Annotated in this window: 25 protein-coding genes; 15 read left to right on the plus strand and 10 right to left on the minus strand. The window is 69.5% G+C overall.

Annotation, left to right across the window (positions count from 1 at the left end; all coding sequences use genetic code 11):
- Positions 1-2 precede the first annotated feature (2 nt).
- Together H0523_RS16960 and alr are read right to left on the minus strand one after the other, a co-directional pair.
- Positions 3-722, minus strand: coding sequence for an SDR family oxidoreductase (locus tag H0523_RS16960; RefSeq protein WP_006396065.1), 720 nt, complete (start codon positions 720-722; stop codon positions 3-5).
- 224 nt (positions 723-946) lie between these two features.
- Positions 947-2,074 carry an alanine racemase gene (alr, locus tag H0523_RS16965; protein ID WP_054430172.1) on the minus strand — a complete coding sequence of 376 codons (1,128 nt, stop codon included), beginning with the start codon at positions 2,072-2,074 and terminating at the stop codon, positions 947-949.
- A 135-nt stretch (positions 2,075-2,209) separates the two neighbouring features.
- On the opposite strand from alr, the gene hpnC reads away from it, so the two are divergent.
- From hpnC to hpnE, 3 genes are read left to right on the plus strand one after another with little or no spacing between them, the layout of a single operon-like run.
- Positions 2,210-3,040 carry a squalene synthase HpnC gene (gene hpnC, locus H0523_RS16970; RefSeq protein ID WP_054430174.1) on the plus strand — a complete coding sequence of 277 codons (831 nt, stop codon included), beginning with the start codon at positions 2,210-2,212 and terminating at the stop codon, positions 3,038-3,040.
- A gap of 19 nt (positions 3,041-3,059) precedes the next feature.
- Positions 3,060-3,923, plus strand: coding sequence for a presqualene diphosphate synthase HpnD (gene hpnD / locus H0523_RS16975; RefSeq protein WP_054430176.1), 864 nt, complete (start codon positions 3,060-3,062; stop codon positions 3,921-3,923).
- Positions 3,920-5,251, plus strand: a complete 1,332-nt coding sequence (hpnE, locus tag H0523_RS16980; protein ID WP_054430182.1) for a hydroxysqualene dehydroxylase HpnE — start codon at positions 3,920-3,922, stop codon at positions 5,249-5,251. The genes hpnD and hpnE overlap by 4 nt, the downstream gene beginning before the upstream one ends.
- Here the strand turns inward: hpnE and crcB are convergent.
- Together crcB and H0523_RS16990 are read right to left on the minus strand one after the other, a co-directional pair.
- A complete protein-coding gene (gene crcB / locus H0523_RS16985; protein WP_054430187.1) occupies positions 5,235-5,627 on the minus strand; it encodes a fluoride efflux transporter CrcB in 393 nt (130 codons plus the stop codon). The genes hpnE and crcB overlap by 17 nt on opposite strands.
- A gap of 4 nt (positions 5,628-5,631) precedes the next feature.
- Positions 5,632-6,186 carry an HdeD family acid-resistance protein gene (locus tag H0523_RS16990; protein ID WP_054430188.1) on the minus strand — a complete coding sequence of 185 codons (555 nt, stop codon included), beginning with the start codon at positions 6,184-6,186 and terminating at the stop codon, positions 5,632-5,634.
- A 155-nt stretch (positions 6,187-6,341) separates the two neighbouring features.
- Between H0523_RS16990 and H0523_RS16995 the strand changes: the two genes are divergently transcribed.
- Genes H0523_RS16995 through H0523_RS17015 form a run of 5 tightly spaced genes read left to right on the plus strand, consistent with a single transcriptional unit; the run spans position 6,342 to position 10,734 of the window.
- Positions 6,342-6,968: a PepSY-associated TM helix domain-containing protein gene (locus tag H0523_RS16995; protein ID WP_054430189.1), complete on the plus strand. Its 627-nt coding sequence runs from the start codon at positions 6,342-6,344 to the stop codon at positions 6,966-6,968.
- Between the two features lie 27 nt (positions 6,969-6,995).
- Positions 6,996-7,511, plus strand: a complete 516-nt coding sequence (locus H0523_RS17000; RefSeq protein ID WP_054430191.1) for a DUF2271 domain-containing protein — start codon at positions 6,996-6,998, stop codon at positions 7,509-7,511.
- 17 nt (positions 7,512-7,528) lie between these two features.
- Positions 7,529-8,329 carry a DUF4198 domain-containing protein gene (locus H0523_RS17005; RefSeq protein ID WP_054430192.1) on the plus strand — a complete coding sequence of 267 codons (801 nt, stop codon included), beginning with the start codon at positions 7,529-7,531 and terminating at the stop codon, positions 8,327-8,329.
- 14 nt (positions 8,330-8,343) lie between these two features.
- The gene (locus H0523_RS17010; RefSeq protein ID WP_082404408.1) at positions 8,344-9,360 is read left to right on the plus strand and encodes an FAD:protein FMN transferase; all 1,017 of its coding nucleotides are present in this window, start codon (positions 8,344-8,346) and stop codon (positions 9,358-9,360) included.
- 3 nt (positions 9,361-9,363) lie between these two features.
- A complete protein-coding gene (locus tag H0523_RS17015; RefSeq protein ID WP_054430196.1) occupies positions 9,364-10,734 on the plus strand; it encodes a sulfite reductase subunit alpha in 1,371 nt (456 codons plus the stop codon).
- Positions 10,735-10,772: 38 nt separating this feature from the next.
- Here H0523_RS17015 and H0523_RS17020 read toward each other — a convergent pair whose 3' ends face one another.
- Both H0523_RS17020 and H0523_RS17025 read right to left on the minus strand, forming a co-directional pair.
- On the minus strand, positions 10,773-11,732 hold the full coding sequence (locus H0523_RS17020) for a tripartite tricarboxylate transporter substrate binding protein BugE (protein ID WP_054430197.1): 960 nt from the start codon (positions 11,730-11,732) through the stop codon (positions 10,773-10,775).
- Between the two features lie 34 nt (positions 11,733-11,766).
- Positions 11,767-13,233 carry an N-acyl-D-glutamate deacylase gene (locus H0523_RS17025; protein ID WP_054430199.1) on the minus strand — a complete coding sequence of 489 codons (1,467 nt, stop codon included), beginning with the start codon at positions 13,231-13,233 and terminating at the stop codon, positions 11,767-11,769.
- Between the two features lie 147 nt (positions 13,234-13,380).
- On the opposite strand from H0523_RS17025, the gene H0523_RS17030 reads away from it, so the two are divergent.
- A complete protein-coding gene (locus H0523_RS17030; protein ID WP_054430202.1) occupies positions 13,381-14,349 on the plus strand; it encodes a LysR family transcriptional regulator in 969 nt (322 codons plus the stop codon).
- 46 nt (positions 14,350-14,395) lie between these two features.
- Here H0523_RS17030 and H0523_RS17035 read toward each other — a convergent pair whose 3' ends face one another.
- Genes H0523_RS17035 through H0523_RS17045 form a run of 3 tightly spaced genes read right to left on the minus strand, consistent with a single transcriptional unit; the run spans position 14,396 to position 16,904 of the window.
- Positions 14,396-14,839 (minus strand): SRPBCC family protein, encoded by a 444-nt coding sequence (locus tag H0523_RS17035; RefSeq protein ID WP_054430203.1) that lies wholly within the window; start codon positions 14,837-14,839, stop codon positions 14,396-14,398.
- 11 nt (positions 14,840-14,850) lie between these two features.
- Complete coding sequence (locus tag H0523_RS17040; RefSeq protein ID WP_054430208.1) at positions 14,851-15,681, minus strand: phosphoenolpyruvate hydrolase family protein; 831 nt, start codon at positions 15,679-15,681, stop codon at positions 14,851-14,853.
- Positions 15,682-15,692: 11 nt separating this feature from the next.
- Complete coding sequence (locus H0523_RS17045) at positions 15,693-16,904, minus strand: Tm-1-like ATP-binding domain-containing protein (RefSeq protein ID WP_054430212.1); 1,212 nt, start codon at positions 16,902-16,904, stop codon at positions 15,693-15,695.
- A gap of 226 nt (positions 16,905-17,130) precedes the next feature.
- On the opposite strand from H0523_RS17045, the gene H0523_RS17050 reads away from it, so the two are divergent.
- From H0523_RS17050 to H0523_RS17065, 4 genes are all read left to right on the plus strand, one after another.
- Complete coding sequence (locus H0523_RS17050) at positions 17,131-17,712, plus strand: TetR/AcrR family transcriptional regulator (protein ID WP_369817053.1); 582 nt, start codon at positions 17,131-17,133, stop codon at positions 17,710-17,712.
- A 94-nt stretch (positions 17,713-17,806) separates the two neighbouring features.
- Positions 17,807-19,450, plus strand: coding sequence for a CehA/McbA family metallohydrolase domain-containing protein (locus tag H0523_RS17055; protein ID WP_054430214.1), 1,644 nt, complete (start codon positions 17,807-17,809; stop codon positions 19,448-19,450).
- 91 nt (positions 19,451-19,541) lie between these two features.
- Positions 19,542-20,732, plus strand: a complete 1,191-nt coding sequence (locus tag H0523_RS17060) for an NAD(P)/FAD-dependent oxidoreductase (RefSeq protein WP_054430216.1) — start codon at positions 19,542-19,544, stop codon at positions 20,730-20,732.
- On the plus strand, positions 20,729-21,160 hold the full coding sequence (locus H0523_RS17065) for a helical membrane plugin domain-containing protein (protein ID WP_054430221.1): 432 nt from the start codon (positions 20,729-20,731) through the stop codon (positions 21,158-21,160). The genes H0523_RS17060 and H0523_RS17065 overlap by 4 nt, the downstream gene beginning before the upstream one ends.
- A 109-nt stretch (positions 21,161-21,269) precedes the next feature.
- Here the strand turns inward: H0523_RS17065 and clpB are convergent, their stop codons facing one another.
- Positions 21,270-23,876 (minus strand): ATP-dependent chaperone ClpB, encoded by a 2,607-nt coding sequence (clpB, locus tag H0523_RS17070; RefSeq protein ID WP_054430223.1) that lies wholly within the window; start codon positions 23,874-23,876, stop codon positions 21,270-21,272.
- A 153-nt stretch (positions 23,877-24,029) separates the two neighbouring features.
- On the opposite strand from clpB, the gene H0523_RS17075 reads away from it, so the two are divergent.
- Together H0523_RS17075 and fnr are read left to right on the plus strand one after the other, a co-directional pair.
- Positions 24,030-24,461: a gamma-glutamylcyclotransferase family protein gene (locus H0523_RS17075; protein ID WP_054430225.1), complete on the plus strand. Its 432-nt coding sequence runs from the start codon at positions 24,030-24,032 to the stop codon at positions 24,459-24,461.
- A 123-nt stretch (positions 24,462-24,584) separates the two neighbouring features.
- Positions 24,585-25,313 carry a fumarate/nitrate reduction transcriptional regulator Fnr gene (gene fnr, locus H0523_RS17080; protein ID WP_006396083.1) on the plus strand — a complete coding sequence of 243 codons (729 nt, stop codon included), beginning with the start codon at positions 24,585-24,587 and terminating at the stop codon, positions 25,311-25,313.
- Positions 25,314-25,323 lie beyond the last annotated feature (10 nt).

Here is a 25,323-nt window from a genome sequence, read left to right on the forward strand (position 1 = left end):
GGTCAGGAGCGGCCGCCCAGGCTGCCGCCGCCGTCCACGCCCAGCACCTGGCCGGTGATGAAGCCGGCGTCGTCCGACAGCAGGAAGGCGATGGCGGCGGCCACTTCGGCCGGCGTGCCCAGGCGCTTCATCGGCACCGAGGCCAGCGCGCGTTTTTCGCCCTCGCTGCCCGCGGGACGGGTGGCGCGGAACATTTCGGTTTCGATCGGGCCCGGCGCCACCGCGTTGGCGGTCACGCCGTATTCGGCCAGTTCCAGCGCCCAGGTGCGGGTGCAGCCCACCAGCGCGCTCTTGGCGGCGGAATAGGCGGTGCGCTCGAGGCCGCCGTGGATGGCGCGGCTGCAGACGTTGACGATGCGGCCGGCGCGGCGCACCTTCATCGATTCGATGAAGGCCTGCGTCACCTGCACGGCGACGCGCACGTTCAGGTCCAGCACGTTGTACAGGGTGGCCAGGTCGATTTCGCCCAGCGGCTGCGGCGAGGCGATGCCGACGTTGTTGACCACGGCGTCGACCGGGAATTTCTCGCGGATCTCGCGCAGCACTTCCTCGGTGCGGCCGGCGTCGGCCAGGTCACAGGCATAGAGATAGCCGGGGAAATCGACGTCTCCGGTGTTGCGCGCGATACCGACCACATGACAACCCATGTCGGACAGCCGTTGCGTAAGGGCCCAGCCTATGCCTTTGGTGGCGCCCGTGATGAGCACGCATTTGTCCTTCATGGATCGAAACCTCGTCGTTCGTTACTGGGGCGAAAACGGGCGCCTGGGCGCCCGGTTTTTCAAGTAGACACCATCCGGCGTTGGCTGTCTTGTAAATTGCGTAGCAATTCTTGCATGCTGGACGCTCGCCGCCGAGGGCGGAAGTATCCGGCGAAAAAACGGACGCCATCAGGCATCCGACAGGCCGGGGCCGGAAAAGTGCCCCAGGGTTGATCAAAAAAGGATCAGGCGTCCCGGGTGACCGGCACGCGCGGCGCCAGGGCGCACAGCAGCTCGTAACCGATGGTGCCGGCCGCCAGGGCGACTTCGTCCACCGACGGGCCCTCTTCGCCCCACAGCGACACCGGAGCGCCGACGCCGGCGGCCGGAATCGGGTCCAGGTCGACGATCAGCATGTCCATCGACACCCGCCCGACCAGCCGGGTGCGGATGCCGGCCACGACCACCGGGGTGCCGGTGGCGGCGTGGCGCGGGTAGCCGTCGGCGTAGCCGCAGGCGACGATGCCGACGCGCATGGCGCGGTCGGCGCGGAACAGCGCGCCGTAGCCGACCGAGTCGCCGGCCTTCAGTTCCTGCACCGCGATGATCTCGGAGCGCAGCGACATGGCCGGCTTGAGGCCGAAGGCGCTGGCCTCGGCGTCGGCGAAGGGCGAGGCGCCGTACAGGCAGATGCCGGGACGGACCCAGTGGGCCTGGGTCTCGGAGCCGACGGCGACCTCGGCGAAGCGCAGCGTGGCCGCCGAGTTGCAGACGCTGACGGGGCCCGTCATCTTATGCGTCACCGAATTGAACACGGCCATCTGCTCGGTGATGCCCTGGGGGCCGTCGGCGCAGGCGAAATGGGTCATCCGGCCGATCGAGCCGATCACGCCCTGCTGCTGCTGCAGCGTCGCGCGCTCGTGGGCGGCGACATAGGCGGCGGGCGAGAAGCCCAGCCGGTTCATGCCGCTGTTGAGCTTGAGCATGATGTCCACGCGGCGCGTCAGGCGGGCGCGGGCCAGCATGTCGAGCTGTTCGCGCTGGTGCACGGTGATGCTCAGGTGGTAGCGGTCGACGATCTCGAGGTCGGACGGATTGAAAAAGCCTTCGAGCAGCAGGATCGGGCCGCCCCAGCCGGCCTCGCGGCAGCGCACGGCCTCGTCCAGATCCAGCATGGCCAGCCCCTGCGCCTTGGAAAACCCGGCGACGGCCTGTTCGATGCCGTGGCCGTAGGCGTTGGCCTTGATGACCGCCCAGATCGACGGCGGCAGGCCGGCGGCCGCGGCGGCGGTCTGGTCGAGGTGGCTGCGCACGGCGGCCAGGTTGTGGGCCAGGGCGGAAACGGAAACGGTGGCTGAAATTGGGCGGGGCATGGTGTGAGATCCTGTGGCGCTTAAGTCTAACTGATCGGCGTGTCGGCGGCGCGGGGCCGCGACGGCGCGCGTACTCTAAAATGACCGTAATCCGGCCCGCGCGGCCAGACCGCAGTCAGAAAGCAGGACCAGACCATGCCCATCGATCACTACGAGAATTTTCCCGTCGCCTCGCTGCTGCTGCCGCGCAGGCTGCGCGGCGCCGTGACCGATCTGTACCGGTTCGCCCGGGCGGCGGACGACATCGCCGACGAAGGCAGCGCCAGCGACGACGAGCGGCTGGCCCAACTGGCGGCGTTCCGCGCCGAACTGCACCGCATCGGCGCCGAACCGGGCGCCGTGCCCGCGCCCGGCGCGCCCGAACTGGCCGGCATCTTCGTGCCGCTGGCCGCCACCATCGCCCGCCACCAGTTGCCCATCACGCCGTTCTACGACCTGTTGTCGGCCTTCGAGCAGGACATCGGCGTCAAGCGCTACGACGACTACGCCACGCTGGCCGACTACTGCACCCGCTCGGCCAACCCGGTCGGGCGGCTGATGCTGCACCTGTTCGAGGCCGCCGATCCACAGAACGTGGAGCAGTCGGACGCCATCTGCACCGGGCTGCAGCTGGTGAACTTCTGGCAGGATGTGCGGGTCGATTGGCACAAGCACCGCGTCTACCTGCCGCAGGAAGACCTGCGCCGCTTCGACATCTCGGAAGAGGACCTGGCGGCCTGCCGCCTGACGCCGGCCTGGCGCGCGCTGATGGCGTTCCAGGTCGAACGCACCCGCGCGCTGCTACACTTCGGCGCTCCGCTGGCGCGCCGCCTGCCGGGCCGTATCGGCCTGGAGCTGCGCCTGGTGGTGCAAGGCGGGCTGCGCGTGCTGGAGCGGATCGAGGCGAGCGGCTACGATGTATTCATGAACCGACCCGAATTGGGCGCCAAGGACTGGGCCATCATGCTGTGGCGCTCCATCAAGTAAGTAAACGGCCCTGCCAACTATGACCCCTGACGAGTACTGCCAGGAGAAAGCCGCCAAGAGCGGTTCCAGCTTCTACTATTCCTTCCTGTTCCTGCCGCCCGAGCGGCGTCGCGCCATCACGGCGCTGTACGCCTATTGCCGCGAGGTCGACGACGTGGTCGACGAATGCACCGATCCGTCGCTGGCGCGCATCAAGCTGGCGTGGTGGCGCACGCAGGTCGACCAGATGTTCGACGGCAAGCCCGACCATCCCGTGACCCGCGCGCTGCTGCCGCACCTGCAGAGCTGTTCGATCACGCGCGAACGCCTGCTGGCGGTGATCGACGGCATGGAAATGGACCTCGACCAGACCCGCTACCTGGACTGGCCCGGCCTGCGCAAATATTGCTGGCACGCCGCCGGCGTGGTGGGCGAGCTGTCGGCCGGCGTGTTCGGCTATACCGATCCGGCCACGCTGGTCTACGCCGAAAAGCTCGGCCTGGCGTTCCAGATGACCAACATCATCCGCGACGTGGGCGACGACGCCCGCCGCGGCCGCATCTACATCCCGGTCAACGACATGCAGCAGTTCGAGGTCAAGGCCTCGGACATCCTGAATGGCGAATATTCCGAGCGCTTCTCGGCCCTGATGAAGTTCCAGGCCGAACGCGCCCGCGAGCTGTACCGCGAGGCGATGCGCAGCCTGCCCGAGGTCGACCGGCGCGCGCAGCGCCCCGGCCTGATGATGGCGGCGATCTATCACGCGCTGCTCGACGAGATCGAGCGCGACAACTGGCAGGTGCTGCACCAGCGCATCTCGCTGACCCCGCTGCGCAAGCTGTGGCTGGCGTGGAAGACCTGGGTGGGCGGCGGACGCGGACTGGTCCGCCGGTTGGCACGGTGAAGGCGGCGGTCATCGGCGCCGGCTGGGCGGGCCTGGCGGCCAGCGTCGCCCTGCGCGAGGCCGGCGCCAAGGTCACCGTCTTCGAAGCCGGCCACACGCCCGGCGGCCGCGCCCGGCGCGTGTTCCACGATGGCTTCGAATCGCCGCTGGACAACGGCCAGCACCTGCTGTCCGGCGCCTACAAACACACCCTGGCGCTGATGCGCCGAGTGGGCCGCAACCCGGATGCCCTGCTGATGCGCCGGTCGCTGCGGCTGGCCAGCCTGGACGGCCGTTTCCGGCTGTCGGCGCCGCGCCTGCCCGCGCCCCTGCACATGGCGGTGGCGATCCTGGGCGCGCGCGGCCTGTCGTGGTCCGACCGCTTCGCCACGCTGCGCCTGATGCGCGGCCTGCGCGCCATGTCCTGGACGCCGCCGCGCGACTGGACCGTGCAGCAGCTGCTGCACTACCACGGCCAGTCCGACGCCCTGATCCGCCAGGTCTGGGAACCGCTCTGCCTGGCCGCCCTGAACACGCCCGTGGCCAGCGCCAGCGCCGGCCTGTTCGCCCGCGTGCTGCGCGACAGCCTGGCCGGCAGCCGCGAGGACAGCGACCTGCTGCTGCCCTGCACCGACCTGTCGGCGCTGTGGCCGGACGCCGCCGCGCGCCAGGTCACCATGCGCTATGGCAGCACGGTGCGCCAGTTGCGGCCGTCCGAAGACGGCATCGACATCAACCAGGAACGCTTCGACGCCGCCGTGCTGGCGGTGCCGCCGACCTTCGCCGCGCGCCTGCTGGAAGCGCCGCTGCGGGCGGCCGGCGCGACCGGCCTGCTGGACGCGCTGCGCGCCTTCGACTACCTGCCGATCGCGACGCTCAACCTGCGCCTGGCCGGCCCCTGGCGGCTGCCCGAGCCCATGATGATGCTGCGCGAGGAACCGGCCCGCGGCCACGTCGGCCAATGGCTGTTCGACCGCGCGCAGCTGGCCGGCGATGCCCAGGCCGGCGAACTGGCGGTGGTCGCCAGCGTCGCCACCAGCCTGGCCGACCGCAACCGCCAGCAGGCCATCGAGGCCCTGATCGACCAGGTGGCCGAACAGGCCGCCGGCCATCCGCAGCGGCTGCCGCCGATGCCGGAAGTGACCTCGGCGGAATTGTTCATCGAGAAGCGAGCCACCTTCGCGGCGGTGCCGGGCCTGACCCGGCCGTTGAACAGCACCCCCTGGCCCACGCTGGCCCTGGCGGGAGACTGGACCGACACCGGCTACCCCGGGGTGCTGGAAGGCGCCGTGCGCAGCGGCCTGGAAGCGGCGCGGGTGCTGAATCCGCGCGTCAGCGCAGCACGCTGACGGTGGCCAGCCCCAGGCCGGTCAGCAACAACGATCCGATCAGGCTGATGCCGGCGTAGCCCAGCGCGCCGGCGTACGCGCCGCGCTCCAGCATGGCCACGGTCTCGGCCGAGAAGGTCGAGAACGTGGTCAAGCCGCCCATGAAGCCGGTGACGGCCGCCAGCCGCACCCAGGCCGGCCATTCGGGATGGCCGGCCACCAGCGCCAGCACCAGGCCGACCAGGTAGCCGCCCGCCAGATTGGCCGCCAGCGTGCCCCAGGGCCAGGCCTCGGTGTTGAGCCACAGGCTGACGAGCCAGCGGGCCCACGCGCCGCACATGGCGCCCAGGCCCACGGCCAGGAAATTCAGGGGGATCAGGGTCTGGTAGGCGGACATGGGCTCAGGGCGCGCGGTGCTGCTTGAGGCGCAAGGAAAAGACCAGCAGCAGTATGCCAAAGAACACGGCATAGATACCGATGACCCAGACCAGCGCCAGCGCGCCCGCTCCCGGCTGCATGATCAGCATGGCGCCGAACAGGATCGACACCAGCCCCGACAGCCCCAGGAACCATTCGTTGCGGATGTCCTTGCGGAAGCGTATCGCGGCGGCGATCTGGAACACGCCGGCCACCAGCGCCCAGATGGCGATGATGTAGAGCAGGATCAGCGCCGTCAGGCCCGGCCACAGGAACGTCACGATGCCGGCCGCCACCCCCAGCAGGCCGACGATGATCAAGGCCCACAACGGTTTGCCCTGGTCGCGGATGCGGATACCGGCGATCAGCGCCAGCACGCCATCGGCCAGCGCGAACGCGCCCCACACCAGCACCAGCGCCGACAGCGTGATCGCCGGCATGAACATGGCCATCAGGCCGAACAGGATGGCGACGACGCCGCGCAATGCCACCCAACCCCAGTGACGACCGATCTGATCCACGACTTGCGAGTCAAGCATGACGACCTCCGGTGGTGTGTAACGGGTGACCTATCTTATCCCCGCCCGCGACCAGTCCGAAACTGATTGAAATTTCCTTCCCACATTAACGATGTGTTTTATAAGATTCATTCTCATTGAGTGTTAGACTCCGGCCCTTGTATTTTCCCCCCACCATGGACAGTCACGCCTCCCCCCGCCGCCGGGCCTACTGGCTCAAGACGCTGCACCAATGGCACTGGATCAGCTCGGCGCTGTGCCTGCTGGGCATGCTGCTGTTCGCGGTGACCGGGCTGACCCTGAACAACGCCTCCCACATCGAAGCCAGGGCCCGCGTCACCAACCGCGAAGCGCGCCTGCCCGAGCCCGTGCTGGCCCAGCTGGCGGCGCCCGCCGGCCAGAAGAAAGGCCCCCTGCCCGCCGCGGTCGTCCAATGGCTCGACCGCGAACTGGACACCGCCACCGGCGGCAAGCCGGCCGAATGGTCGGCCGACGAGGTCTACCTGTCGCTGCCGCGCGCCGGCGGCGACGCCTGGCTGTCCATCGACCGCGCCAGCGGCGATATCGAATACGAACGCACCGACCGCGGCTGGATCGCCTATCTCAATGACCTGCACAAGGGCCGCAATACCGGCCAGGCCTGGAGCTGGTTCCTCGATATCTTCGCCATCGCCTGTCTGGTCTTTGCCCTGACCGGGCTGGTGCTGCTCAAGATGCACGCGGGCAACCGCGGCGCCACCTGGCCCATGGTCGGCCTCGGCGTCGTCATCCCGCTGGTGCTGGCGCTGCTTTTCATTCACTGATCCATTCGATCCGCCCTGGAGATATCCATGCGCAAGCTGTTGTTGTCGGCCATGCTGGCCGGCCTGATCGCCCGAACGGCCCATGCCGCCGACATCGGCCTGTCCATCGAGGTGCCGCGCCTGGACGTGGCCGAATACCACCGCCCCTACGTCGCGATCTGGATCGAGAATCCCGACCAGAGCGTGGCCGCCGACCTGGCGGTCTGGTACGACGTGGCCAAGAAGAACAACGAAGGCACCGAGTGGCTCAAGGACATGCGCCAGTGGTGGCGCCGCAGCGGCCGCAACCAGACCTTCCCGGTGGACGGCGTCAGCGGCGCCACCAAGCCGGTCGGCAAGCACGCCCTGCAATTCGACGCCGCCGCCAAGCCGCTGGCCAGCCTGAAGCCGGGCCAGTACGCGGTGGTGGTGGAAGCGGCGCGCGAAGTCGGCGGCCGCGAGCTGCTGCGCATTCCCTTCCAGTGGCCGCCGCAGAAGGCCGAGCAATTGACCGCGCGCGGCGAACACGAACTGGGCGCCATCGCCCTGGACCTGAAACCCTGACCCTGAGGAAAGCCACCATGAAATCCGCCGCCAAACTGGCCGCCGCCCTGGCCCTGAGCCTGCCTTTCGCCGCGCAGGCCCATGACGTCTGGATGGTGCCGTCCTCGACGGTGCTGTCCGGCACCGACAGCTGGATCACCGTGGACGCCGCCGTCGGCAACGACAAGTTCTACTTCAACCACGCGCCGCTGCGCCTGGACGGCCTGGCCGTGGTGGCACCGGACGGCTCCGCCGCCGAGGCCGAGAACCTGAACCGCGGCAAGCTGCGCAGCACCTTCGACCTGCAGCTCAAGCAGAGCGGCACCTACCGCATCGCCATGGTCAACGACGGCGTGTTCGCGCGCTGGAAGGAAGACGGCAAGCCCAAGCGCTACTTCGGCAAGCCCGAGGGCCTGGCGCAGGCCGTGCCGGCCAACGCCGCCGACCTGGAAGTCACGCAGAGCCTGGGCCGCGTCGAAACCTTCGTCACCGCCGGCAAGCCCAGCGCCGTCAAGCCCGTGGGCCGCGGCCTGGAGCTGGCGCCGGTGACGCACCCGAACGACCTGTACAGCGGCGAATCCGCCAGCTTCCAGATGCTGCTGGACGGCAAGCCCGCCGCCGACCTCGACGTGACCCTCGTGCCGGGCGGCGCCCGCTACCGCGACAAGGTCGGCGAGATCGCCGTCAAGACCGACAAGGACGGCAAGTTCTCGGTCAAGTGGCCGCAGCCGGGCCTGTACTGGGTGGAAGCCGGCACCGAAGACGCCAAGGTGACGGTGGCGCAGGCCAAGAAGCGCCGCCTGTCGTACGCCGGCACCGTCGAAGTGCTGCAACCCTGACGGTTGCCGCCGGCATGTCGGACACGCCTTCCTATGCGCCGCGCGGCGCGGTCATGGCCGCGCCGCGCGTGAGCTTCGGTGGCCTGCCGGCGCGCGCCGCCGCGCTGGCGGGCGCCACCATGGGCACCACCTGGTCGGCGCGGCTGGCGCTGCCGGCCGGCCGCGACGAAGCGGCCGCGCGCCAGGCGATCCAGGCCGCGCTGGACGAGGTGGTGGCGCAGATGAGCACCTGGGAAGCCGAATCCGACATCAGCCGCTACAACCGCGCCGGCCCCGGCTGGCGCGAACTGCCGGCCGCCTTCTTCCACGTGCTGCGCCACGCGCTGGCGTTGGCCGAAGACAGCGATGGCGCCTATGACCCGACGGTCGGCCCGCTGGTCAACGCCTGGGGCTTCGGCCCGTGGCAGCGCGGCTTCGAGCCGCCCTCGCCGGCCGCGATCGACGCCGCCCGCGCGCGTTGCGGCTGGCGCCGCGTGGCCCTGGACCCCGCGCGCCAGGCCGCGCACCAGCCGGGCGGCATCTATCTCGATCTGTCTTCCATCGCCAAGGGCTATGGCGTGGACCGCGCCGCGCAGGCGCTGGACGCGCTCGGCCTGACCGATTACCTGGTCGAGGTGGGCGGCGAGCTGCGCGCGCGCGGCCAGCGCCCCGACGGCCAGCCCTGGCGCGTCGCGGTGGAAGTGCCCGACGGCAGCGACGCCCACGCGCTGGCCCTGCCGCTGCGCGACCTGGCCATCGCCACCTCGGGCGACTACCGCCGCTATGCCGGCGAAGGCGATGCCCGCTATGCCCACACCATCGACCCGCGCAGCGGCCAGCCGGTGCGCAACGGCGTCGCCTCGGCCACCGTGCTGCACGCCTACTGCATGCAGGCCGATGCGCTGGCCACCGCGCTGACGGTGCTCGGCGAACGCGATGGGCTGGCCTACGCCGAACGCCACCGCCTGGCGGCGCTGTTCATCATGCGCGACGCCGACGGCTACCGCGTCGATGCCAGCGCGGCCTTCCAGGCCCTGGCCGTCGCGCGCTGAATCATGACGTCCCGCTGGATCGCCGCCGCGTGCGTGGTGCTGGCCTGGCTGCTGCTGTGCGGCTGGGCGTGGCATCGTGCGCGGCGGCGCCAGGCCCTGGCGGCGCGGGCCCTGCGCGAGCTGGACGCGCCCCAGGGAGACGACGCCATCCTGGTGGCCTACGCCAGCCAGACCGGCTATGCCGAAGCGCTGGCGGCGCAGACCGCGCAGTCGCTCCAGGCCGGCGGCCTGGCCGTGCGCGTCGCGCCGCTGGCGCAACTGGATGGCGCGCGCCTGGCCGCCAGCCGGCGCATCCTGTTCATCGCCAGCACCTACGGCGAAGGCGATCCCCCCGACGCGGCCGCGGCCTTCGCCAGCCAGACGATGCAGGCCGCGACGCCGTCGCTGGGCGGCCTGCGATACGCGGTGCTGGCGCTGGGAGACAGCGAATACGCCCATTTCTGCGGCTTCGGCCGCCGCCTCGACGAATGGCTGCGGCGGCACGGCGCCACGCCGCTGTTCGACCGGGTCGAGGTCGACGACGGCAATCCGGCGGACCTGCGCCACTGGCAGCATCACCTGGGCCTGCTGGCCGGCCGCGGCGACCTGCCCGATTGGGAAGCGCCGGCCTATGCGTCCTGGCGGCTCGCCGGCCGCGAACTGCTCAACCCCGGCAGCCAGGGCGGCCCGTGCTACCTGCTGACGCTGGCGCCGCCCGCCGCCGGCGCGCCGGTCTGGCTGGCCGGCGATATCGCCGAAATCGGCCCGCGCCTGACGCGCGACGGCGCGCCGCAGCCGCACCGCGAATATTCGATCGCCTCGCTGCCGGCCGACGGCGCGCTGCAACTGCTGGTGCGCCAGATGCGCGGCGCCGATGGCGCGCTGGGCGTGGGCAGCGGCTGGCTGACCGAGATCGCGCAAGTGGGCGATCCGATCGACTTGCGGATCCGCGGCAACCGCAATTTCCACGCGCCGGCCGACAGCCGGCCTCTGATCCTGATCGGCAACGGCACCGGGCTCGCCGGCCTGCGCGCCCTGATCAAGGCGCGCCGCGCCGCCGGGCACTCGCGCAACTGGCTGTTGTTCGGCGAACGCAACGCCGCGCATGACCGCTTCTGCGGCGCCGAACTCGACGCCTGGCGCGAGGACGGCACGCTGGCCCGCCTGGACCGGGTGTATTCGCGCGACCAGCCCGAGCGCCGCTATGTGCAGCACCGCCTGCTGGAGCAGGCCGGCGCTGTGCGCGCCTGGATCGCCGCAGGCGCGGCGATCTACGTCTGCGGCAGCCTGCAAGGCATGGCCGGCGGCGTCGATGCCGCGCTGCGCGACATCCTCGGCGACGAGCCGCTGCAGGCGCTGCGGCACGACGGCCGCTACCGCCGCGACGTGTACTGAGGCCGCCGGCCCAGGGGCCGGCCGCGCCGCGCTCCAGCCTATTGCAGCTTGATCTGCGCCTGGTCGATCACGGTCTTCCAGCGATCGCGCTCGGCGCGGATCTGCGCGCCGAATTCGGCCGGCGTGTTGCCCAGCGGGAACGCGCCGGTTTCCTCCATCTTGGCCGCGGTGGCGGGGTCGCGCACCGCCTTGGCGAAGGCCTGCGCCAGCTTGTCGCGCACGTCGGCCGGCATGCCGGCCGGCCCCACCACGCCATACCAGGCGGTGACGTCGTAGTCCTTGTAGCCCTGCTCGGCGAAGGTCGGCACGTCCGGCAGGCGCGGATTGCGCGCCGCGCCGGTAATCGCCAGCGGACGCAGGTGCTTGCTCTTGATGTACGGCAGCGACGACGGGAAGTTGTCGAAGATCACCGGCACCACCCCGCCCACCGTGTCGGTCAGCGCCGGCGCCGACCCGCGGTAGGAGATGCTGTTCATCTTGCCGCCCGTGATCTGCAGGAACCAGATCATGCCCAGGTCGTTGATGCCGCCGGCGCCGGCATTGGCGTAGCCGTCCTTGCCCGGATTGGCGCGCACGTGCGAGACGAATTCCGCCAGGGTCTTGGCCGGGTATTGAGGATTGACGCTGAGGATGTTGGGGCTGGTCACCAGGTTGCTGACCGGCGTGAAGTCCTTGACCGGGTCGTAGGCCAGGTTCGGGAACAGGTGCGGCGCGGTGCCGTGGGTGCTGACGGTCGCCAGGCCCACGGTGTAGCCATCCGGCTTGGCGCGCGCGGTGGCGGCCATGCCGATGGTGCCGGACGCCCCGGTGCGGTTCTCCACCACGATCTGCTGCCCCAGGATCTCGCCGGCCTTGGCCGCGGCCAGCCGACCGACGATGTCGGTGGGACCGCCGGCCGGGAACGGCACGATCAAGGTGATGGGACGGTCGGGGAATTCGGCGTGGGCCGCCGGCAACAGGGCGGCCAGCGCCAGGGCGACGCAAGTCTTGCGGATCATGGGGGTTGTCTCCTGTGGGGATCGGTTCTGCTTGTTATGGGGAAATCGGGGGCGCGCCCGCGATGCTGGCATCGCGGCGCAATATCCTGCCGGGGCGCTGCGTCTCGGGCGCCGCCGGAAACACCGGGCAGCCGTTGACCAGCACGTGCTCGATGCCGGCCGAGGCCAGCGTCGGCGCGTCCCAGGTGGCGCGGTCGCGCACCGTGTCGGCGTCGAACACCACCACGTCGGCCCAGGCGCCGACGGCCAGCCGGCCCCGGTCCGCCAGGCCGAACACGCGCGCCGGCAGCGCCGTCATCTTGGCCACCGCCGCCTCCAGCGTCAGCAGCTCGGCCTCGCGCACATAGCGGCCCAGCACGCGCGTGAAGCTGCCCCACAGGCGCGGATGCGGATGCGCGTCGTTGGGCAGGCCGTCGGAGCCCACCATGCAGCACTCGTGCTGGAAGATGCGGCGCACCTCGTTTTCATCCATGGCGAAGTAGATCGCGCCGGCGGGACACAGGCGGCGCGCGGCCGTGACCGGGTCGCAGTCCCAGCGCGCGGCGATCTCGGCCAGCGACTGGCCGCCGCATTCCGGATGCGGGGTCGACCAGGTGATGCGGATGTCGTCGATCTGGTCGGCGCGCTCCGGAATCAGGATGGTGGAGCTGCCGGGATAGGGATAGATGTCCAGCGCCACGTCCACGCCGTCGGCGCGGGCGCGGTCGATGTTGGCCAGCGTGGCCGCGCTCTTGCCCCAGTTGGCGGGCATCATGCATTTGTGGTGCGACAGCACCGTGGCGCAGCCGGTGCGGCGGCCGACCGACAGCACCTCGTCGACCGCGGCCTCGACCGCGTCGCCTTCGTTGCGGATGTGGCTGGTATGCAGCGCGCCGCGCGCCGCGGCCACCCGCGCCAGGCCGTCCAGCTCGGCGGCCTCGGCGACGCCGCCGGGCTGGTAGGCCAGGCCCGTGCTGAAGCCCGCCGCGCCGGCCGCCAGCGCCTCGGCCAGCATGCGCTCCATGGCCTGCTGTTCCGCTTCGGTGGGCTGGGCCGCCGGATCGCGCATGGCGGCCAGGCGCAGATTGGCGTGGCCCACCAGCGCGGCCACGTTGATCATCGGCCGCTGCGCCTGCAGCGCGCCGAAGTACGCGGCCATGTCCGTGAACAGCGGCGAATCGCCCAGCAGCGCCAGCGCCGCGGCGGTATTGCCGGGCAAGGGCGCCGGCGCGCCGCTGATGCCGCAGTTGCCGACCACCACCGAGGTGATGCCCTGGCTGGTCTTCCATTCCAGGCCCGGCTTTTCCACGAACATCAGGTCGTCGTGGCCGTGGGTGTCGATGAAGCCGGGGGCGACGATCTTGCCGCCGGCGTCGATGCGCCGGCCGGCCGGCATGGCCGACAGATCGCCGATGGCGGCGATGCGCTCGCCGCGGATGCCGACGTCGGCGCGCCGGCGCGGTCCGCCCAGGCCGTCGATCAGCCAGCCGCCCTCAATCACCAGATCCAGATTTTCCTGCATGCAACTTCCGCCTTGATGGGGCCGGTTTGGACGCCGGCCGCTCGCGGGACGCCCGCGGGCGCCCCTGTGCTTGATGAAGCCCCTAGTATCGTCCGCCGGATCAATCTGCAAAAATTGTTTTTACTGATCCATCTATCTCATTTTGAAATGCATCGCCTGCCCAAGCACGTCACCCTCAAGCACCTGACCGCGTTCGTCGCCGTGGCGCAGGAGTCCAGCTTCACGCACGCGGGCAAGCGCCTGTTCCAGACCCAGTCGTCCGTGACCAGCCTGGTGCGGCAGCTGGAAGAGGCGCTGGCCACGCAGCTGTTCGCGCGCACCAGCCGGCGCGTGCTGCTGACCGCGGCGGGCGAGGAATTCCTGCCGCGCGTGATGCGCCTGCTGGCCGATTTCGATGGCGTGATCGAGGACGTGGTGCGCTTTGGCGCGCTGGAGCGCGGCCGCGTCGGCGTGGCCGCCGCGCCGTCGGCCATCACGCAGCTCATCGCGCCGGCGGCGGCGGTGTTCTCGGCGCAGTATCCCGCCATCCGCCTGTATCTCAGCGACGACAATTCCGGCCGCATCCAGCGCAAGGTGAGCACGCGCGAGGTCGACTTCGGCCTGACCAGCCGCTGGGCCGACGCGCCCGGCCTGCATTTCGATCCGCTGCTGGAAGACCGCTTCGGCGTGCTGTACCGGCGCGACGACGCCAGCCTGCGGCCGGGCCGCGACGGCGCCATGCGCTGGGCCGACCTGGCCGGCCGCAAGCTGGTGGGCGTGGTGGACGAGACCGGCATCATGGCGCTGCTGCGCGCCCGGGCCGATCTGCCGATCGAGGCGGCGGCGCCCTTCTATGAGGCCTCCAGCACCACCTCGCAGGCGGCGCTGGTGAAGGCCGGCATGGGCGTGGCGCTGCTGCCCGCGCTGGCGGCGCAGCGCGTGATGGAGCCGGAACTGGCCTACGCGCTGCTGGCGCGGCCGACGGTGGTGCGCACGATGTGCATCATCCGCCACAAGGAATACGCGCTGAGCCCGGCGGCCGAGGCGCTGATCCGCGCCATCCGCGATTATCTGCGCGGCGCGGCGCTGCCGGCCGGTTGCCGGCTGGCGGCGGGCGCGGCGCGCAGGCGCGGTTGAGCGGAGGCGGCAACGCCGTGCTGGCCTCCGTGGCGGCAGGCGCCGTTCAGCCGCGCAGCTTCTCGTCCAGCGCGGCCAGGCCGGCGGCGAACACGCCCTGCCCCACGGCGGTGGCCACCGCCTGCAGGTCGGCGCCGTCCTCGACGCGGAAATCGGCCCACCATTCCACCAGCGTGGCGCCGCTCTCGGTGATCGCCGTCAGGGTGACGCCGGCGACGTAGTCGCGCATCGGCAGGTCGGTCTCGATGATCGAGTAGCGCAGCGCCGTGCCGGGGTCGTCCAGCATCAGCAGCTGCTCGCGCACGAAGCCCGAGGGCTTGAGCGACAGATAGCGCACCGAGCCGACCGCATCGTGGCGGCCGCCCTCTTCCAGGCGGCTCTGGGCGATGCCGGGATGCCATCCCGCCAGGCCATTGAAATCACGGAACTGCGGCCAGACCTTGGCCAGCGGCGCCTGGACGATGGCGCTGGTGTAGACGGTATGCGGCATGCGGACTCCTGTCAGAAAGTCAGTTGCTTGAACTCGCGGGTGGCGGCGGTCAGCGCCTGTTCGGTGGGCAGGCGCTCCATCGAGCTGGCGCCGTAGAAACCATGGCAATGCCGGCAATGGCGCAGGACGTGGGCGGCGTCCTCGGGCGTGGCGATGGGGCCGCCGTGGCACAGCACGATCACGTCCGGACGCACGGCCAGCGCGGCCGCGGCGATGCGGTCGATGGCGGCCACGCAATCGTCCAGCGTCAGCGCGGTCTCGGCGCCGATCGAACCGCCGGTGGTCAGGCCCATGTGCGCCACGATGATGTCGGCGCCGGCCTGCGTCATGGCCACGGCGTCGTCCTCGTTGAAGACGTACGGCGTGGTCAGCATGCCTTTTTCGTGCGCCAGGCGGATCATGTCCACTTCCAGCGCATAGCCCATGCCGGTCTCTTCCAGGTTGGCGCGGAAGGTGCCGTCGATCAGGCCGACGGTGGGAAAGTTCTGCACGCCGGCAAAGCCCTGGCGCTTGAGGTCGTCCAGGAACACGTCGAAGTCGCAGAACGGATCGGTGCCGTTGACGCCGGCCAGCACCGGCGTGTGCTTGACCACCGGCAGCACTTCGCGGCCCATGTCGACCACGATCTCGTTGGCGTTGCCGTAGGCCAGCAGGCCGGCCAGCGAGCCGCGCCCGGCCATGCGGTAGCGGCCCGAGTTGTAGATCACGATCAGGTCGATGCCGCCCGCTTCCTCGCACTTGGCGGACAGTCCGGTGCCGGCGCCGCCGCCCACGATGGGGGTGCGGGCGCGCACCATGGCGCGGAACTTGTCCAGCAGTTGGTTACGGTCGAAGCGCGGCATGGCGGAAATCCTCAGTGTGTTGCGATGTCGAGAAACTGCTCGACCGCGGCGCGGGCGAACAGCGGGTCGTTGATGTGGCGCGGCACGCGCACCAGGCGGCGGTTGGCGGTCTGCACCAGCCGCGACTCCAGCGCGTCGAACAGCGCGGCGTCGGCCTGCGGGTCCCAGAACGCCTGGCCCGGCGCGTCCAGCGCCGACACGCCGCCTTCCGGAATCAGGAAACGCACCGGACCGTCGCAGCGGTTCAGCCTGTCGGCGATCCACTCGCCCTGGCGGCGGTTTTCTTCCACGGTGGTGCGCATCAGCGTCACCTGCGGGTTGTGGGGGTAGAAGGTGCGGCCCTGGTAGCGCTCGGGCACCGAATCCATGGCGCCGAAATTGACCATGTCGAGCGCGCCGCAAGAGCCGACGTAGGGCGCGCGGGTGCGGGCCACGGCGCCGAAGCGGTCCTCGGTGCAGGCCAGCACGCCGCCGAACAGGAAGTCGCAGACCTCGGTGGTGGTCAGGTCCAGCACGCCGGACAGCAGATGGCTGTCGAGCAGTTTTTCCATCGACTGGCCGCCGGTGCCGGTGGCGTGGAACACCAGGCAGTCATAGCGCGATTCGAGCAGCGGCGTGACCTGCTGCACGCAGGCGGTGGTGACGCCGAACATGGTGATGCCGACGGCCGGCTGGCTGTCGCCGCCCATGGCCGTGGCGGCCAGGCGGAAGGCGCCGCCGATGGCGCCGGCGGCATTGGCCAGCACGCGGCGCGAGATGCGGTTCAGGCCGGCCACGTCGGTCACGGAGTACATCATCGCGATGTCGGACGGGCCAACGTAGGGCGCAACGTTGCCCGACGCCATGGTCGAGACCATCAGCTTGGGCACGCCGATGGGCAGCGCGCGCATGGCCGGGGTGATCAACGCGGTGCCGCCGGAGCCGCCCAGGCCCAGCAAGGCGCCGATATCGGGGTTGGCGGCGGCATAGCGCTCGAACGCCAGCGCCATGGCGGCGATGGCGCTGCCACGGTCGCCCGTGAACACGGCCTGCTCGCCCTGCGGGTGGCTGCGCGCCACCTCCCGCGCCTGCACCTGCGCCGCGCTGGCCGCGCCGGTGGTGGACACGTCCACCGAGACCACGTCCAGGCCGTCGCGCTTGAGCAGATCGACCACATACTCGGCCTCGTGGCCCTTGGTGTCGTAGGTGGCGGCCACGAAAACCCGCCGATTCGAATGCGTCATGACTCCTCCGCGGGCGGCTACACTCGGTGCGCGCCTCGATATATGTCCGGGGCGCGTGGCCCTGTAGAATCAAGAAATGAGACGAAAGAATCATACTGAGACACCTGTCTCACGTCAAACCACGACCGCCGCGCGCAAGCCGGCCTCCGCCCCGGCGCGCCTGATCGCGCCCGCCAGCCGGCAGGCCGCCGCCAGCGGCGAACCGCCGCACGGGCCGCGCGCGCGCATGCGCAAGATCCTGCTGGACGCGGCGCAGCGCCTGATGGCGCAAGGCATCACCCCGTCGGTGGCCGAACTGGCCGAGCACGCGCAGGTGTCGCGCGCCACCGCCTACCGCTACTTCCCGAGCCAGAGCGCGCTGATCGCCGCCGTGGTCGACGAAAGCCTGGGGCCGATCCTGGCCTGGGACTCGACCGCGCCCGACGCCGCCACCCGCGTCGACGAACTGCTGCGCTTCGCCTACCCGCGCCTGGCGGCCCACGAGGCGCCGCTGCGCGCGGCCATCCAGGTGTCGCTGCAGCAGCACGCCGAAGCCAGCGCCGGCCGCGCCGGCAACGAACCGCGGCTGGTGCGCGGCCATCGCGTCGACATTCTCAAGCGCGCCATCGCGCCGCTGGCGGACGCGCTGCCGCCGGCGCAGCAGGAACGCGTGGCGCAGGCGCTGTCGCTGGTCTACGGCACCGAAGTGTTCCTGGTGCTCAAGGACATCTGGGGCCTGGAATTGCCGGCCGTCACCGACGTCGCGCGCTGGACCGCGCAGGCCATCATCCGCCAGGCGCTGGCCGATGCGGCGGACGGCGCCCGCTAACGGCAAGCTGTCATTCCCGCGTCACTCGCGGCCCGCATAGTGCGGGCCTTCGCGGCGCCGCGCCGGTGCGGGCCGCATGACGCTGGAGTATGGAATGCAGTTCGAAGTAACCCGCCTGCGGCGGGCCCTGATGCCGTTGTCGCTGGCTTGCGTAACCTTGCTGAGCGCCTGCGGCGGCAGCGACGACGATGACGACACGAGCGCGCCGCCGGTCGTGACCGAGCCCGCGCCGCCGGTGAAGACCGGCGCCTGGAGCGCCGGCGACCTGCACGTGCACACGATCCAGTCCGACGACGCCCAGACCACCCTGGAGAGCGTGCTGGACCAAGCCTTCGACCGCTACAAACTCGACTGGGCCGCGCTCTCGAATCACCTGCGCATGTCGGCGCGCGACAACACCGGCGCCAACATCCCCGGCGGCTCGATCCCGTTCTCGACCGGCATGGCGCGCTACGAAGTGCCGTTCATCAAGCAGGCGCAGGCGGCGGGCCGCTACGCCGGCAAGATCATCTTCTCGTCGTTCGAATGGGACATGCCCACGCACGACCACGTCAACATCGGCATCGGCATCGGCACCAACGACCCGATGTCCGCCAAGTCGCTGCGCGCCGTGGCGGAATTCGAATACCTGTACACCAACAAGGCCGCCAACCTGTTCGACGCGCAGCTGGTCGCCGACCTGGCCGGCCAGCCGCGCGCGTACACCACGCACGCCGACTCGCTGACGGCCCTGAAGTGGCTGCGCGACAAGCACCCCGACAGCTACATGCTGCTGAACCACCCGTCGCGCTATGCCGGCAAGTACACCATCGGCCAGCTGCGCGAAATGCATGATCTGGCGCCGTCGATCTTCTTCGCCATCGAAGGCATGGTCGGCAACCAGATGGAGCCGGACCGCGGCGGCTACGCCGAGGCCTACACGCCGGACAAGCTGCCCAACCGCACCTATGGCGGCGTCGACTACCTGGTGGCCAAGCTGGGCGGCACCTGGGACGCGCTGCTGGGCGAAGGCCGCCACATCTGGACCGTGGCCGATTCGGACTTCCACTTCCGCATCAACGCCACCGGCCAGTACAGCAGCGGCTACGCGCCGGGCGAATACGCCAAGACCTACGTCTGGAAAGACGGCAAGGACATGGCCGCGGTGGTCACGGGCCTCAAGAGCGGCCGCCTGTTCGGCGTCTTCGGCGACCTGATCGACGCGCTCGAATTCCAGGCGCAGGGCGCGTCGGGCACGGCCCAGATGGGCGGCGAGCTGACGGCGGCCAAGGGCGAGCAGGTGGAAGTCACCATCCGCTTTCGCAGCCCCGCCAGCAACCACTACGAGTATCCGATCGAAAGCGGCAACCCCACCTACGTCAAGCCGACCGTGCACCACGTCGACCTGATCGTGGGCGATGTCGGCGCCCGCGCCGCCGCCGGCACGCCGGCATACGACAACGCCACCAATCCGAGCACCCGCGTGCTGGGCCGCTACACGAGCAAGGACTGGACCGTGGACAAGGACGGCTACAACGTCATCAAGATCAAGCTGACCGCCGACAAGAGCCAGTACCTGCGCCTGCGCGGCACCAACCTGGCGCCCGACGTGGCCGGCGAGACCGCCAACGGCGAACCGCTGCCGGACGCCAAGATCGACCTGACCGACAACGCCGCCCGCTTCAACGCCATCAATGCGCGCAACTACAACGACCTGTGGTTCTACTCGAATCCCGTGTTCGTGACGGTCAAGCAGTAAGGCGCCACTGGATTGACCGACCCCTCCCCACTTGCTACATATAAGGGCGCAACTGCACTTGGTTCCTGATTATTCTCATTGGAGGATTTTTATGAGCAAGCGAATTGTTGTCGTGGGTGGCGGGGTCGGCGGCACCATGTTGGCCAACCAACTGGTCCACAAGCTGTATCCCGAAGTGTCGGCCGGCAAGGTCAGCATCATGTTGCTGTCCGATTCGCCGGATCATTACTACAAACCGGCCTTCATGTATGTGGCGTTCAACCTGTTCTTCCAGGAAGAGCTCAAGCGCCCCGAATGTTCCCTGCTGCGGCCTGAAATCGAGTTCCGCGTCGACAAGGTGACGCGCTTCGATTTCAACGCCCAGCAATTGCACACGCGCAGCGGCAAGCGCCATGGCTACGACTATCTCGTCATCGCCACCGGTTGTGTTCCCGCGCCCGAACGCATCGAGGGCCTGCGCGAGGCGGGCGACCATTTCTACCAGTACGAGCCGGCGCGGCAGCTGGCCGGCCGCCTGGCCACGATCGAACGCGGGCGCGTATTCGTCAGCGTCACCTTTCCCAAGACGCCCAATGTGCCGCACCAATGCGGCATCGCGCCGATCGAAACCACGCTGATGCTCGACGACTACCTGCGCCGCCGCGGCGTGCGCGACCGGGTCGAGATCGTCTACACCTACCCGACCACCTCGCAACTGCTGCGCAACTGCCTGTTCCTGCAAAAGCCTACGTGCGAGGTGCTGCCGGCCATCTTCGAACAGCGCGGCATCCGGTTCCAGCGCGGCTTCACCCTCGCGAAGGTCGATCCCGACCAGCGCATCGCCTATTCGGAAGAAGGCATCGAGCAACCTTTCGACATCCTCATGGCCACGCCGCCGATCCGCGCGGTCGACGCCGTGCTGGAATCCGGCGCTTCGCAGGCGCCGGACAACGAAGGCTGGCTGCCCACCGACCACGAGACCATGCAGGTGTACGGCCTGGAGAACGTGTACGTGATCGGCGACACGGTCGACCTGCCCGTCAGCAAGGCCGGCGGTTCGTGCCACAACCAGGCCCCCGTCATCGCCAACAACATCGCCGGCGAAATCCGGCTGGGCCATCCCTGCAGCGTCTACGACGGGCGAGTCCAGGCGGTGGCGCAGATGGGCTTGAACGCCGGCATGCCGCTCTGGTACGACTACACCCACGACGTGCGGCCAACGCCGCCCACCAAACTGGGCGGATTGCTGCGGCACGGTTTCAACCGGGGCCTGTACTGGTCCGTCGCCAGGGGAATGCTATGAACACACCGCAAGGCAACAGCCTGCCCACGGCCGGACAACGCACCGTCCCGTTCGATACGCCGCCCCCCGGCGATGCGCTGGCGCAATTGGCGGACAAGCTGCAACCGCTGGCCGATAGCGGCCGGCTGGACAACATCGTCGACCTGCTGGCGCTGGCGTCCGACCTGGTCGACCTGCTCGATGCGCCCATGGTGGAAAAACTGGGCACGCTGTCGGAACAGGCCACGGGCGCGGCCTGGACCCTCTCCAATGCCTGGCGCGCGGCCCAGGCGCAGGGGTTGCAAGAGGCGCGCCCGCCGGGCCTGGGCGGCTTGTTCCAGCTGTCGCGCGACGAGGACACCCGGCGCGGCCTGGCGCTGGTGCTGCGGACGCTGCAAGGCCTGGGCCGGCAATTGGGCAACCAGCGGCAGGATTACGCCACCCCGTGAAACCGTTGGCCGGCGCCGCATCCGCGGCGCCGACGCCCAAGACAAAGCCCCGCAAGCAATTGCCTGCGGGGCTTCTTTTGTGCGCCCGAAAAGGGCGATGTGACCAGGTTTACTGCAACGTGCGCGTGAACACGAACTTGCCGTCGCGCCAATCCACCGGCACCACGTCGCGCGGACCGAACTGGCCTTCCAGGATCAGCCGGGCGACCGGGTTCTCGATCTGCTGCTGGATGGCGCGCTTGAGCGGACGCGCCCCGAACACCGGATCGAAACCGTCGCGGGCCAGTTCGGCCAGCGCGGGCTCGGTCACTTCCAGCCGCATCTCCTGCTTTTCCAGGCGCTCGGCCAGGCGGCGCAGCTGGATGCGGGCGATGGACTCGATGTGCTGCGCTTCCAGTCCGTGGAACACCACCACTTCGTCGATGCGGTTCAGGAACTCGGGCCGCAGCGTCTGCTTGAGCTCGCCCCAGACCACTTCCTTGACCACGTCGTACGGCTGGCCGGCCAGCGTCTGGATGTGCTGCGAACCCAGGTTCGACGTCATCACGATGACGGTGTTGCGGAAGTCCACCGTGCGGCCCTGGCCGTCGGTCAGACGGCCGTCGTCCAGCACCTGCAGCAGCACGTTGAAGACGTCCGGATGGGCCTTCTCGACTTCATCGAGCAGCACCACGCTGTACGGCTTGCGGCGCACGGCCTCGGTCAGGTAGCCGCCCTCTTCGTAGCCCACGTATCCGGGCGGCGCGCCGATCAGCCGCGCCACCGAGTGCTTCTCCATGAATTCGCTCATGTCGATGCGGATCATGTGCTCTTCGGAGTCGAACAGGAACTCGGCCAGCGCGCGCGTCAGCTCGGTCTTGCCCACGCCGGTGGGGCCCAGGAACAGGAACGACCCATAGGGACGCGACGGATCCGCCAGGCCGGCGCGCGAACGGCGGATGGCATCGGACACCAGGCGCACGGCCTCGTCCTGGCCGACCACGCGCTTGTGCAGGTATTCCTCCATGTGCAGCAGCTTCTCGCGTTCGCCCTGCATCATCTTGGACACCGGGATGCCGGTGGCGCGCGACACGACCTCGGCGATTTCCTCGGCGCCGACACGGGTGCGCAGCAGGCGCGGCCGGCCTTCGCCGCCCTCGGCTTCCTCGGCCGCCTGGGCCGCGCCGACTTCGGCCGCCTTCAGGCGCGCCTCCAGGTCGGGCAGCTTGCCGTACTGCAGCTCGGCCAGTTTGTCGAACTGGCCCTTGCGCTGCAGCTCGGCCATTTCGGCGCGCACGCTGTCGATCTCTTCCTTGATGGCCTGGGTGCCCTGCACCGCGGCTTTCTCGGCCTTCCAGATTTCCTCGAAGTCGTTGTACTCGCGTTGCAGCTTCTCGAGCTCGTCCTCGATCACGCCCAGGCGGCGCTTGGAGGCGTCGTCGGTTTCCTTCTTGACGGCCTCGCGCTCGATCTTGAGCTGGATGATGCGGCGGTCGAGCTTGTCCATCACTTCCGGCTTGGAGTCGATTTCCATGCGGATGCGGGCGCCGGCCTCGTCGATCAGGTCGATGGCCTTGTCGGGCAGGAAGCGGTCGGTGATGTAGCGGTGCGAGAGTTCGGCCGCGGCCACGATGGCCGGGTCGGTGATCTCGACGCCGTGGTGGATTTCATAGCGTTCCTGCAGGCCGCGCAGGATGGCGATGGTGGACTCGACATCGGGTTCGTCGACCAGCACCTTCTGGAAGCGGCGTTCGAGCGCGGCGTCCTTTTCGATGTACTTGCGATATTCGTCCAGCGTGGTGGCGCCGATGCAGTGCAGCTCGCCGCGCGCCAGCGCCGGCTTGAGCATGTTGCCGGCGTCCATCGCGCCCTCGGCCTTGCCGGCGCCGACCATGGTGTGCAGCTCGTCGATGAAGACGATGTTGCTGCCGTCGTCCTGCGACAGTTCCTTGAGCACGGCCTTCAGGCGCTCTTCGAATTCGCCGCGGAACTTGGCGCCGGCCAGCAGCGCGGCCAGGTCGAGCGACAGCACGCGCTTGCCGCGCAGGGTCTCGGGCACTTCGTCGTTGACGATGCGCTGCGCCAGGCCTTCGACGATGGCGGTCTTGCCCACGCCGGGTTCGCCGATCAGGACCGGATTGTTCTTGGTGCGGCGCTGCAGGATCTGGATGGTGCGGCGGATTTCGTCGTCGCGGCCGATGACCGGGTCGAGCTTGCCCTGGCGGGCGCGCTCGGTCAGGTCCATGGTGTACTTGGACAAGGCCTCGCGGTTGGATTCGCCTTCGGCGCCGGATACGTTCTCGCCGCCGCGCACGGCGTCGATGGCGGCCTCGAGGGCTTTTTTCTGCAGGCCCGCTTCGCGCAGGATGCGGCCGGCCTCGCCCTTGTCGTCGGCCAGGGCCAGCAGGAACAGTTCGCTGGCGATGTAGGTGTCGCCGCGGCGCGCGGCTTCCTTGTCGGTGCGGGTCAGCACGCCCTGCAGGTCGCGGCCGACCTGGACGTTGTCATCGCCCTGCACCTGGGGCAGCGCCTTGAGCGCGGCGTCAAGAGCCGGCTGCAGCCGGTTGACGGCCACGCCGGCGCGCGCCAGCAGGCTGCCGGCGCCGCTGTCGGCGTCGGACAGCAGCGCCGACAGCACGTGGACGGGCTCGATGTAGGGGTGATCGTTGCGGGCGGCCAGACTCTGAGCGTCGGCCAGGGCTTGCTGGAACTTGGTGGTCAGTTTGTCGAATCGCATAATGGTCGTTTGTGGCTTGTTGGTGAGCCTGACCGATACGCGCCGGCGGGCTCGATGACCTGAATATGCGGCCGGATGCGAGAATTTCAATACCTCGTCGGCCGCAGGGATTTGGGTCTGTTAACACATCCGCGTACAGCAACAATCTGCCCTATGAGCATATACGTTTTTGTCTACGGCACGCTACGCGCCGGCGAAATCAATGACCTGGCGCAGGCCGCCGCGCGCCGCGGCCTGCCGCCGGCGCGCCACGTCGGCCCGGCCACGGTGCCCGGCATGCTGGTGGATTTCGGCGACTGGCCCGGATTGCTCCCGGTGGCCGACGGCCGGCGGGTGCTGGGCGACCTCTACGAGGTCGACCCGGCCCTGGTCGCCCTCATGGATGAGATCGAGGAATACGCCCCCGACCGCCCCGGCTGCTTCGTGCGCCGGCCGGTGCTGGCCCGGCCGCTGGCGCCCGATGCCGCCCCGGTGGCCTGCGAGTATTACCCCATCGACCCGGCGTGGCGCGGGACCGCGACGGACATCGACGGCGATGACTGGGTGACCTACCGCCAGGCCCGCCCGGGCCGGATGCCGCCGTAGGAATGCGCTGCAAAACGCCCCGTAAGACACCCGTAGTAACAACGGACTACAATGGGTACCTGTCTTCACGCTTTAAGCCCGTCCAGGCTACCCGCCGGGTCCGGGCACTATAAAGGTCATCGTATGCAAAAACGGGTTCCCGTTGCCCCTGATGCCGCCCACTGTTCCACGTGTATGTTGGGCCACGTGTGTGTCCCGGTCGGGATGGCAGCCGCCGAAGTAGAAAAGCTGGACGAACTGGTGAAAGAGCGCGTGCGCCTCGAAAAGGGCAAGACGCTGTATTCGCTGGATCACCCCCTGGACGCCGTCTACGGCGTGCGCTTCGGCAGCCTGAAAACGCAGCTCGAAGACGCCACCGGCCAGATCCAGATCACCGGATTCCACCTGCCCGGCGAGATCGTCGGCATGGACGGCATGCTGGACGGCAAGCACGTCTCGGCCGCCGTGGCCCTGGAAGACTCCGAAGTCTGCGTGATCCGCCTGAACGAAGTCGACCGCGTGGCCACCCACCTGCCCTCGCTGCAGCAGCAGTTCCGCCGCCTGATGAGCCGCGAGATCACGCGCTCGCACCAGATGCTGGCGTCGCTGGGCTCGATGCGCTCCGAACAGCGCCTGGCCGCGTTCCTGCTCAACCTGTCGCAACGCTATGCGTCGCTGGGCTACTCGTCGACCGAATTCGTGCTGCGCATGAGCCGCGAGGAAATCGGCAACTATCTCGGCCTGACGCTGGAAACGGTCAGCCGGCTGTTCTCGCGCTTCGCGCGCGACGGCCTGATCCGCATCAACCAGCGCGAAGTCCGCATCCTGGACCAGCCCGCGCTCAAGCAACTGCTGGGCCACGAGGGCTGCTGACGCCCGCCCG

The organism is Achromobacter insuavis, from assembly GCF_902859645.1.
Taxonomy (GTDB): domain Bacteria; phylum Pseudomonadota; class Gammaproteobacteria; order Burkholderiales; family Burkholderiaceae_B; genus Achromobacter; species Achromobacter insuavis.